We start from the raw sequence: 8022 nt of genomic DNA, 5'->3' as shown, positions 1-8022 counted from the left end.
CGGGCCTGAAGGGCGACCTCGAGGGCGGGATCGTCCAGATCTACGATACGCTGATGACGGAATCGGCCGACGAGCCCTTCACCTCCTACGGCCTCCTGGCCGAGGGCGTGCGGCTCGCCGACGACCTTTCGGCGGTGTCCTACCGCCTGCGCGAGGGCGCGCGCTGGCACGACGGCAAGCCGGTGACGCCCGAGGACGTGGTCTGGTCCTTCGACATCCTGAAGGCCAACAGCCCGTTCTATGCGGCCTATTACCAGACCGTGACGGGAGCCGCCGTCACGGGCCCGCGCGAGGTGACCTTCACCTTCTCCGAGGCCGGCAACCGCGAGTTGCCGCAGGTGCTGGGCCAGCTTCGCATCCTGCCCAAGCATTGGTGGACGGGCACGGACGCGCAGGGCAAGCCCCGCGACCCGACGCAGACCACGCTGGAGATTCCCCTCGGCTCCGGCCCCTACCGCTTGGCGAAGTTCGAGGCCGGGCGCAGCGCCACCTACGAGCGGGTGGCGGATTACTGGGGCAAGGATCTGCCCGTGAATGTCGGCCGCAACAATTTCGGCACGATGCGCAACGAGTATTTTCGCGATTCCACCGTGCTGATCGAGGCGCTGAAGGGCGACCTGTTCGACTTCCGCGCCGAGAACGTCGCCCGCAACTGGGCCACCGCCTACGATACCTTCCCCGCGGTGAAGGACGGCCGCCTGATCAAGGAGGAGTTTTCGGATCGAGGCAACGGCAACATGCAGGCCTTCGTCTTCAACACTCGCCGGGGCAAGTTCGCGGACCCGCGCGTGCGCCGGGCCTTCAACCTGGCCATGAACTTCGAGGAGATGAACCGCTCGCTGTTCTTCGGCCTCTACAAGCGCATCGACTCCTACTATTACGGCTCGGAACTGGCGGCCTCGGGCCTGCCCCAGGGCGACGAACTCGCGATCCTGGAGAGCGTCAAGGACAAGGTCCCGGCCTCCGTCTTCACCACGCCCTACGCGAACCCCGTCAACGGAACGCCCGAGGCCGTGCGCGCCAACCTGCGTGAGGCGGTCGGCCTCCTGAAGCAGGCGGGCTACGAGCTCCGCAACGGGCAGATGACCGACGTGAAGAGCGGCGAGCCGCTCACCGTCGAGTTCCTCGAATTCCAGAGCGTGTTCGAGCGCGTGGTCCTGCCCTTCGCCGCGCAACTGAAGCTCATCGGCATCGGCAGCAACCTGCGGGTGATCGACCAGGCCCAGTACCAGAACCGCCTGCGCGCCTTCGACTTCGACGTCACCACGAGTTCGTGGCCGCAATCCCTCTCGCCGGGCAACGAGCAGCGCGAGTACTGGGGCTCGGCCGCCGCCGACAAGCCCGGCTCGCGCAACCTCATCGGCATCAAGGATCCGGGCATCGACGCCCTGGTGGAGCGGGTGATCTATGCGCCTGACCGCCCCGGCGTGCTGGCGGCGACGCATGCCCTCGACAGAGTCCTGCTCGCCCACGATTACGTGGTGCCGCAATGGGGCTCGAACGTCTCGCGGACCCTGCGCTGGAACCGCTTCGGCCACCCCGCGACACTGCCGAAATACGGCAGCTCGGGCTTTCCCGTGACCTGGTGGTACGACGAGGCGCTGGCGGCCAAGACCGGGGCGCCCCGTTGAGCGCGGGCCCGACCCGGCGTGCGGTGGTGGCGGGCGGCGGCGCTTTGGCCGCCACCCTCGTCCTGCCAGCCCAAGCCCGGGCCGCGGGCCGCGCCAGCCACGGCCTGTCGAGCTTCGGCGACCTGAAATACCCCGCCGACTTCCCGAACTTCGACTACGTCAACCCGGACGCCCCGCGCGGCGGGCGCTTCGCGGCGCAGCTCGCCTCCACGATGGGCAACCAGGCCTCCGACACCTTCAACACCCTGAACATCTACGTCCTGCGCGGCGACGGCGCCGCCGGCATGAACCTGACCTTCGACTCCCTGATGGTGCGGGCGCTCGATGAGCCCGACGCGCTCTACGGGCTGCTCGCCCGCTCGGTGGAGGTCTCGGAGGATGGCCTGACCTACCGCTTCGTCTTGAGGCCCCAGGCGCGTTTCCACGACGGCTCGCGCCTCACCGCCCGCGATGTCTCGGCGTCGTTCCTGCTCCTGAAGCAGAAGGGCCACCCAGAGATCTCGCAGGTGATCCGCGACCTGACCGAGATCGTGGCCGAAGGCGACGACACGGTGGTGCTTCGCTTCGCCCCCGGCCGCAGCCGCGACTTGCCGCTGTTCGTCGCGACCCTGCCGGTGTTCTCGGCGGCCTATTACGCCGCCCGTGACTTCGAGGCCTCGTCGCTCGAGCCGCCCCTGGGGTCCGGCCCCTATCAGGTCGGTCGCCTGGAAGCCGGCCGCTTCATCGAGCTGGAACGGGTCAAGGATTACTGGGGCGCGGACCTGCCGGTGAATGTCGGCCAGAACAATTTCGACGCCATCCGCTACGAGTACTTTCGCGACCGGCAGGTGGCGTTCGAGGCCTTCAAGGGCGGCGCCTTCACCTTCCGCGAGGAGTTTACGGCGCGGGTCTGGGCGACGGGCTACGACTTTCCCGCTGCCCAGGAAGGCCGGGTCCGCAAGGAAGTGGTGCCGGATGCCCGCCCCTCGGGCACGCAGGGCTGGTGGCTGAACACCCGTCGGGAGGCGTTTCGCGATCCCCGCATCCGCGAGGCCATCGGCTTGTGCTTCGACTTCGACTGGTCGAACGCCAACCTGATGTACGGCGCCTATATACGCACGGCCTCCTATTTCGAGAACTCGGACCTCAAGGCCACCGGCCGGCCCTCCCCGGAAGAACTCGCGCTCCTCGACCCGATGCGCGGGGACCTTCCGGCGGAGGTGTTCGGCGACGCCTGGAGCCCGGCGAAATCCGACGGTTCGGGCCAGGACCGCGCCCTGTTGAGCCGCGCCGTGGCGCTCCTGCGCGAGGCCGGCTGCACCCGCGAGGGCGGGGTGATGCGGCTGCCCTCCGGCAAGCTCCTGGAGGTCGAGTTCCTCGACAACGACCCGGTGTTCCAGCCGGTGACGCAGCCCTTCATCCGCAACCTCGGGCTCATCGGCATCCGCGCCAGCATCCGCCTCGTCGACCCGTCGCAGTACCAGGCCCGGGTCAAGGATTTCGACTTCGACATCACCGCCCGCCGCTTCGGCTCCGGTCTCACCCCCGGCCCCGAACTGCGCGAGGCCTACGGTTCCCGCGCCGCTGCCACGCCGGGCGCCAACAACCTCGCGGGCATCGCCAGTCCGGCCATCGACGCCCTGATCGATAAGGTCACGGAGGCGACCTCGCGCGCGGACATGGTCCACGCCGCCCGCGCCCTCGACCGGACCTTGCGAGCCGGGCGCTACTGGGTGCCGATGTGGTACAAGGCCGACCATCGCCTCGCGCTCTGGGACGTCTACGGCCGCCCGGCCAAGGGGCCGACCTACGATCTCGGCGTGCCGAACGTCTGGTGGTACGATGCCGCCAAGGCCCGGCGCATCGGCCGGAACTGAGGGGCGCCCGTGCTCGGCTACATCCTGCGCCGCGTGGCGCTCATGGTCCCGACCATCTTCGGAATCATGCTCATCACCTTCGTCATCGTGCAGTTCGCTCCCGGCGGCCCGGTGGAGCGGGTGCTGGCGCAGTTGCAGGGCCAGAACGAGGGCAGCCTCTCGCGGGTCACGGGCGGAGCCGGCGACCTCGGCGGCGCGGCGCGCGGTTCCGGCGGATCGGAAGCGAATGCCCGCTATCGCGGCGCGCAGGGGCTCGACCCGGCCTTCATCAAGAAGCTCGAACAGCAATTCGGCTTCGACAAGCCGGCGCCCGAGCGCTTCGCCAAGATGCTCTGGGACTATGTCCGCTTCGATTTCGGCAACAGCTATTTTCGCGACGTGTCGGTGCTTCAGCTGATCCGCGAGCGGCTGCCCGTGTCGATCTCGCTGGGCCTCTGGATGACGCTGATCTCCTACGCGATCTCGATTCCGCTCGGCATCCGCAAGGCGGTGCGGGACGGTTCGCGCTTCGACCTCTGGACCTCGACGGTGGTCATCGTCGGCTACGCGATCCCGAGCTTCCTGTTCGGCATCGCGCTGATCATCCTGTTCGCGGGCGGCTCCTTCGTGCAGATCTTCCCGATCCGGGGGCTCACCAGCGAGAACTTCGAGACCCTGAGCCTCTGGGGCAAGCTGGTGGACTACGCCTGGCACATGACCCTGCCGCTCGCCGCACTGGTGCTCGGCGCCTTCGCCACCTCGACGCTGCTCACGAAAAATTCCTTCCTCGACGAGATCCGCAAGCAATACGTGCTGACCGCGCGGATGAAGGGCCTGTCCGAGCGGCGCGTGCTCTATGGGCACGTCTTCCGCAACGCCATGCTCATCGTCATCGCGGGATTCCCCGCGGCCTTCATCTCGGCCTTCTTCACCGGCTCGCTCCTCATCGAGACGATCTTCTCCCTCGACGGCCTCGGGCTCCTGTCCTTCACCTCCATCGTCGGGCGCGACTACCCGGTGGTCTTCGCGACCCTCTACATCTTTTCCCTGCTCGGGCTCGCGGTGAACCTGCTCTCCGACATGATCTACACCTGGATCGACCCGCGCATCGACTTCTCGGCCCGGGCCACGTGACGGCACTGCCCCTCGTCATCCGGCACGAGCACGCGGGCGACGCGCAAGCCATCGAGCGCCTGCACGCCCGCGCCTTCGGCCCCGGCCGCTTCGCCCGCACTGCCTACCGCCTGCGCGAGGGCACCGCGCCGGTGGCCGACCTCTGCTTCACCGCGCTGGTCGCGACCTACCTCGTCGGCTCCGTGCGGGTCGGCCCGGCGCAGGCCGGTGGGCCGCTCCTGGTGCTCGGGCCGCTCACCGTCGATCCGAGCTTCGAGGGTCGCGGCATCGGGGCCGCCCTGATGACGGCCGCCCTCGACGCCGCGATCGCCGCCGGGCACGGCCTCGTCATTCTCATCGGCGACGCGCCCTACTACCGGCGCTTCGGCTTCTCGGCCATTCCGCCCGGTCGCCTCGTGCCGCCCTCCCCCGTCGATCCCGCACGCTTCCTCTGGCGCGAGCTGGTTCCCGGCGCCGCCGGCACCGTCTCGGGGAACGTCACGGCGCTGCGCACGCGTTGACCCGGCGCGCGCCGCCGGGGCGCGCTCGGGAAAGCGACGCGATGGACGAGACGGCGATTCGACACGAGACGATCCGGGCGAACGGGGTGGCGCTGCACGTGGCCCGCCTGGGGCGCGGGCGGCCCCTGGTGCTGCTGCACGGCTGGCCGGAATTCTGGCTGACCTGGGAGCCGGTGATGCGGCGCCTCGCCGACCGGTTCGAGCTCATCGCCCCCGACCTGCGGGGTTTTGGCGCCAGCGAGAAGCCCGAGGCCGGTCCCTCCGACAAGGCCGGCGCGGACGTGCATGCCGCCGATATCGTGGCGCTCCTCGACGCGCTCGGCATCGCGCGGGCGGGGATCGTCGGCCACGATGTGGGCGCCTATGTGATCCAGGCCCTGGGCCGGGCGGCGCCGGAGCGGCTCTCCGGGCTGTTCACCTTCGACTGCCCCTATCCCGGCATCGGCCCGCGCCTCGCCGCCCCGGAGATGCTGGCCGAGATCTGGTACCAATCCTATCACGTGATGCCGTTCGCGGCGGCGCAGGTGGGCGCGTCGCGCGAGGGCTGCCGGCTCTATATCGGGCATTTCCTGCGCCACTGGGCCGGCGGCAACCCGGCCGCTTTCGACGTGGATCTCGACGCCTTCGTCGACAACTTCCTGGCCCCCGGCAATCTCCAGGGTGGCTTCAACTGGTATGTCAGCGCGCAGGCGGGCCGCCTCGCGATGATCCGCGGCGAGGCGCCGACCCGGGCGCCCATCACGGTCCCGACCTGCGTGCGCTGGGGGACCCGCGATCCGCTGTTCCCCTATGCCTGGACCGACCGCCTCGGCGAGACGTTCTCGGATCTGGACCTCGCGCCCTTCGAAGGCGTCGGGCACTTTCCGCACCGGGAGGACCCCGACCGGGCGGCGGCCGAGATCGCACGGTTCTTCGAGGGCCTGCCGGCCTGAAGCGTGGCCGGGCTCAGATAACCCGGCCGCGCCGCCCTTCCACCATCCACATGGCCAGGATCGCACCGGCGAGGGCGACGAGGGCCCAGAGGCCCAGCGCCAGCGGATAGACCTCGACGCCCCGGATGTTGGCGCTGTCGCTCGGGCGGAAGCCGATCCAGTCGGCGCCGGCCAGGCGCCCGCTGCGCACGGATTGCAGGCGCGGCACGGCGGTTCCGCCGCCAACCTCGGCGAGCCGGCGGATCGATCCGCCGGTGCCCTCCGCCAGGGCCTTCAGGCGCTCGGTGTCGCTGAACACGTCGGCGAGTTCGCGCGGGTTCGGCGGGCCGACGCTGACGAAGGCCACGAGGCTCCCGGAGCGCAGGGTGTGCAGGCCGAGTTCGGTCGCCTCGAAGGTCGCCGAGAACAGGCCGGGCTCGCCCTGCGCCAGGGTCAGGGTCCGCTGAGAGCCGGTCGGGCCGGTCACGCTGACGGGCTCGGCCGACTCCGCCATGGTCTGGCGCTCGACGCGGACCTCGCGCCCGCGCCCCGTGGTCTGGGCGCGCAGGGCCTCCTCCTCCAGGGCCGGCTCCTTCATCAGCCAATGGCCGAGCCGGCGCAGCAGGTCGAGATAGGGGCCACCCTCCTGGTAGCCGCGTGCCCAGAGCCAGGCATGGTCGGAGGTGAGGAGGGCCACGCGCCCCTTCTCCTCGCGGGAGAGGGCCAGCAGCGGCAGGGCGTTCGGCCCCTGCAGGATCGGCTGGATGCCGGGCTTCACCTGCGTCGAGACGATGCGCAGCCAGTCGCCCCAGGCCGGCGGCGAGGCCTCCGAGCCCGGCAGCGCGCGGGTGACGGGATGCCGGGTGCCGGTGCCGGTGAGCGCCGCCTTGTAGGGCTGTTCGAGCACGCGCCCGTTCGGCTCGCCGGGCAGGATCGAGGCGAGTCGCGTGCGGGCGAGGCTGGTGGACGAGGCGAATTCCGGCCCCGCCGCGATCAGCAGCGCCCCGCCCTCGCGGACGTAGCGGACGATGTTGTCGAAATAGGCCGAGGGCAGCACGCTCTGGTTGGCGGAGCGGTCGAAGATGATGAGGTCGAAATCCTTGATCTTCTGGACGAACAACTCGCGCGTCGGGAAGGCGATCAGGGAGAGTTCGGAGATCGGCGTGCCGTCCTGCTTCTCCGGCGGGCGCAGGATGGTGAAGTGGACGAGGTCGACGTTGGCGTCGGACTTCAGGAGGTTGCGCCAGGTGCGCTCGCCCTGGTGCGGCTCGCCGGAGACGAGGAGCACGCGCAGCTTTTCGCGGATGCCCTCGATGGGCAGGACCGCGCGGTTGTTGATCGTGGTCAGCTCGCCCGGCAGCGGCTCGACTTCCATCTCGACCACGTTGGGGCCGCCATGCTCGATCCGCATGGTCAGCGAGAAGGGCTGGCCCGTGGGGAAGGTGCGGCGCCCGACCTCCTCGCCGTCGCGGCGCACGGTGACGGTGGCCGAGCCCGTGCCGCCCCGCTCCATCACCTCGGCGCGGATGGTCAGGTCGCGCCCGACGATGCCGAAGCGCGGCGCCTCGATGAGCTTGATCTGCCGGTCGCGCTCGTCCGGGTGCCCGGTGACGAGGACGTGCAGCGGCCCCTTCAGGCCGAGCGCGGCCACCGAGGCCGGGATGTCGTGCACGACCCCGTCCGTGAGCATGACGACGCCCGCGAGCCGCTCGGCGGGCACGTCGGCGAGCGCCTGCGACAGGGCGGTGAAGAGCTGGGTGCCCTCGTCGCCGTCTTTCGCGTCCGGCACGTCGATGAAGCGGGGCTCGATGTTGGTGAGCGCGCCGAAGCGGCGCTGCAACTCGGCCCGGACCGCGTCGGTCACGGCCGGACGGTCGCCGAGCCCCTGCGAGCCGGAGCGATCCACCACGATGGCGGCGATGTCCTTCACCGGCTCGCGGTCCTCGCGCACCAGCGACGGGTTGGCGATGGCCAGCAGCACCAGCGCGAGGGCGAGCGCCCGCAGGATGGC

6 protein-coding genes are annotated in these 8022 nt (G+C 70.2%); 5 read left to right on the top strand and 1 reads right to left on the bottom strand.

Annotation, left to right across the window (positions count from 1 at the left end):
* From JWQ05_RS13870 to JWQ05_RS13850, 5 genes are all read left to right on the top strand, one after another.
* Positions 1 to 1631, top strand: a 1631-nt coding sequence (locus tag JWQ05_RS13870; RefSeq protein WP_299659222.1) for an extracellular solute-binding protein, incomplete at its 5' end; no start/stop codon positions are given.
* A complete protein-coding gene (locus tag JWQ05_RS13865) occupies positions 1628 to 3487 on the top strand; it encodes an extracellular solute-binding protein (RefSeq protein ID WP_299659219.1) in 1860 nt (619 codons plus the stop codon). The genes JWQ05_RS13870 and JWQ05_RS13865, both read left to right, overlap by 4 nt.
* A 9-nt stretch (positions 3488 to 3496) precedes the next feature.
* Positions 3497 to 4600, top strand: a complete 1104-nt coding sequence (locus JWQ05_RS13860) for a microcin C ABC transporter permease YejB (protein ID WP_299659216.1) — start codon at positions 3497 to 3499, stop codon at positions 4598 to 4600.
* A complete protein-coding gene (locus JWQ05_RS13855) occupies positions 4597 to 5100 on the top strand; it encodes a GNAT family N-acetyltransferase (RefSeq protein ID WP_299659213.1) in 504 nt (167 codons plus the stop codon). The genes JWQ05_RS13860 and JWQ05_RS13855 overlap by 4 nt, the downstream gene beginning before the upstream one ends.
* Positions 5101 to 5141: 41 nt before the next feature.
* Positions 5142 to 6032 carry an alpha/beta hydrolase gene (locus JWQ05_RS13850; RefSeq protein WP_299659210.1) on the top strand — a complete coding sequence of 297 codons (891 nt, stop codon included), beginning with the start codon at positions 5142 to 5144 and terminating at the stop codon, positions 6030 to 6032.
* Between the two features lie 13 nt (positions 6033 to 6045).
* Here JWQ05_RS13850 and JWQ05_RS13845 read toward each other — a convergent pair.
* A partial coding sequence (locus tag JWQ05_RS13845; protein ID WP_299659207.1) for a hypothetical protein occupies positions 6046 to 8022 on the bottom strand: 1977 nt, incomplete at its 5' end.

Origin of the sequence: Methylobacterium sp. (genome assembly GCF_028290105.1) — a bacterium.
Lineage (GTDB): Bacteria > Pseudomonadota > Alphaproteobacteria > Rhizobiales > Beijerinckiaceae > Methylobacterium.
This window is presented reverse-complemented; position numbering and strand designations above follow the sequence as displayed.